Consider the following 2,467-nt stretch of genomic DNA (forward strand, 5'->3'; position numbering starts at 1 on the left):
AGGCCAACAGAAATTATATCATTACCACCGTTGTCAAGGTTGGGTAGTATTTTCTCGTATACACTCGAAAATCTCCACCCTCCCCTTGACAAGAGGAAGTAAATGGATAAGTATGATTTTCTCAAAAAGTGTTGCATTTAATATTGCAATTTAGATTAGAAAAATTAAATATACACTGCAACAAAATACGTTTCTATCCGTCTATAAGTATGCAAGGGGGTGAGGGGAGATGCGCTGCAGTGTTTTTTTAAAAAGGTTATCGTTGTATGTAGATAAAAGATTACCGCATCTCTTAATGCGGGCAATGGACTACCATATTAAAAGGTGTCAAAGCTGCAGGGAAGAATACAAAACCATGCTTGTTATACGGGATATGTGTAGAGATCTCCCCTTGCTAGCCCCTCCTAATGATTTTAGCAAAGAAATTCGTAAAAAACTATTAGATAAGGAAATCAAAGGGGAGTATTTAGAAAGGAGCATAAATATGGGGGCAAAAAGACGAATAAATTTTAGTGCTGTGGCAATTGCTGCTGTCATCGTAATAGTGATAGTATCTGCAGCAGCAATAGGGAGCCTTTCTATGGTTGGCTCTACTAAAAAGGATATTGCCTATGAAGAATCGAAACAAAATAGCAGTTCAACGGAAATGGTACAGGAGGATAAGGCAGATAAGGCAGATAAGGCAGAAAGCCCTGCTGATGATGCAGGATTTTCAGGGGATAGGGATACGGCTAGTTCTAGCCAGTCTGTAGCACAAATAGACAGAAAGCTTATAAAATACAAATATCTCACCATGGAGACTATAGAATTTGACAGGACAATAGACCTAATATATGCCAAGGTAGAATCTATGGGGGGATATGTGGAAACCTCAAATGTAGAAGGTAAATCCAGGTTTAATGAAAGGTCAAATGAAGATCGTAGTGCACATTTTGAGATAAGGGTACCTAGTAATAAGCTGGAGCAGTTTACAAACTCATTAGGCGATGCAGGGGATATTATAAGGGACGAGACCGGTTCGGAGGATATTACAGGGCAGTACTTTGATACAGAGGCTAGATTAAAATCCTTGCAGATACAGGAGGAGAGACTTCTTACCATATTGACCAAGGCAGAAAAGCTCCAGGATATAATAGAGCTTGAAAGGGAATTATCAACTGTAAGGTATGAAATAGAGAATTTAACAGGTACCTTGAAGAAATGGGATAACCTAGTGGATTATTCAAGGGTAACCTTAGACGTATACCAGGTAAAACAGCTAAGCCCTGGTAATACAAATACATTCTATGAACGGGTACGGCGGGCATTTAGTAGGTCAGTAGATAGCCTAATAAAGTTTTTCCAAAACATTGCCATAGGCATGGTAGTGCTTCTACCTTATATACCACTTATACTCCTTGTTATATGGATTATAAGAAAGTTATATGTAAAAAGAGTTTCCAATAAAAAAAATGAGGAGGCATAAAATATGTTAAAGAGTAAAAAACTTATGGTAGCATTAGCCCTTGTAATAGGCTTATGCGTAGGTATCGTATCAGGCGGGATGGTAACATCTAAGGACCTTAATACTGCAAATGCATCTGAAGGGTCAAATGATTCTACCCTTACTGCATATGGAGAGGGTAGGGTTAGCATAAAGCCAGATATCGCATATGTAAATGTAGGTGTTGAGACCCTTGATAAGGATGCCAAAAAGGCTCAGCAGGATAACAAAGCTGCCATGGATAAGGTGATGGCAAAGCTAAAGTCTTTGGGTATTGCCGAAAAGGATATACAGACTAGCGATTACTATGTAAGGCTGGAAGAGGATTATAGGAATGACAAGAGGGAGATACTGGGCTTTAGGGTATCTAACACAGTAAAGGTAACACTCAGGAATGTGGATAAGGTAGGAGAGGTATTAGCAGGGGCATACGAGGCGGGAGCTAATACTTTCCATGGGATAACATTTGATGTGGAAAATAGGGATGATGCATACAACAAGGCCATGGAACAGGCAATAGCAAAGGCAAAGGAAAAAGCGGAATCCATGGCAAAGGCAGCAGGTGTAAAGCTTGATAAGATGGATGTTGTATGCGAAGGCTTAACAACTCCTCAGTATAGAGGGGGATACGGGGATATGAAAGAAGAGATGTCAATGGATGCAGGCAGTGTGCCTGTATCACCGGGAGAACTGGATGTAACTGCAAATGTGACTATTATATATAAGGTAAAATAGAAAAACTACAAATAAAAGTTAAATCATATTAAAAAGTACAAAATTGTTCAAAAACATGGGACTTAAGACAATTAGATGTCTTTATCCCATGTTTTTTTGCATATTTCACATATAAGAGGGGATGTTAGCGTAAAATTACCGTAGGGATTTAGAGTAATAAATTACCAATAGAATTGAAAAGAAGATGCCATCCTGTTAAAATATTAGTCGAATAAACAAATAACTTAACGAAAGGATGACATCTTCTAT

At 38.5% G+C, this 2,467-nt stretch carries 2 protein-coding genes; both read left to right on the top strand.

The genetic code is table 11. The features are described from left to right. Positions 1-229 precede the first annotated feature (229 nt). The gene (locus tag EJN67_RS13855; protein WP_129725016.1) at positions 230-1,465 is read left to right on the top strand and encodes a DUF4349 domain-containing protein; all 1,236 of its coding nucleotides are present in this window, start codon (positions 230-232) and stop codon (positions 1,463-1,465) included. 3 nt (positions 1,466-1,468) lie between these two features. Then, positions 1,469-2,218: an SIMPL domain-containing protein gene (locus EJN67_RS13860; protein WP_129725017.1), complete on the top strand. Its 750-nt coding sequence runs from the start codon at positions 1,469-1,471 to the stop codon at positions 2,216-2,218. The last annotated feature ends 249 nt before the right edge of the window (positions 2,219-2,467 follow it).

The organism is Xylanivirga thermophila (genome assembly GCF_004138105.1).
Lineage (GTDB): Bacteria > Bacillota > Clostridia > Caldicoprobacterales > Xylanivirgaceae > Xylanivirga > Xylanivirga thermophila.

Bases quoted from the DNA above. Each gene is read 5' to 3' on its own strand.
- EJN67_RS13855 (WP_129725016.1), top strand. From the start codon at position 230: ATGCGCTGCAGTGTTTTTTTAAAAAGGTTATCGTTGTATGTAGATAAA.
- EJN67_RS13860 (WP_129725017.1), top strand. From the start codon at position 1,469: ATGTTAAAGAGTAAAAAACTTATGGTAGCATTAGCCCTTGTAATAGGC.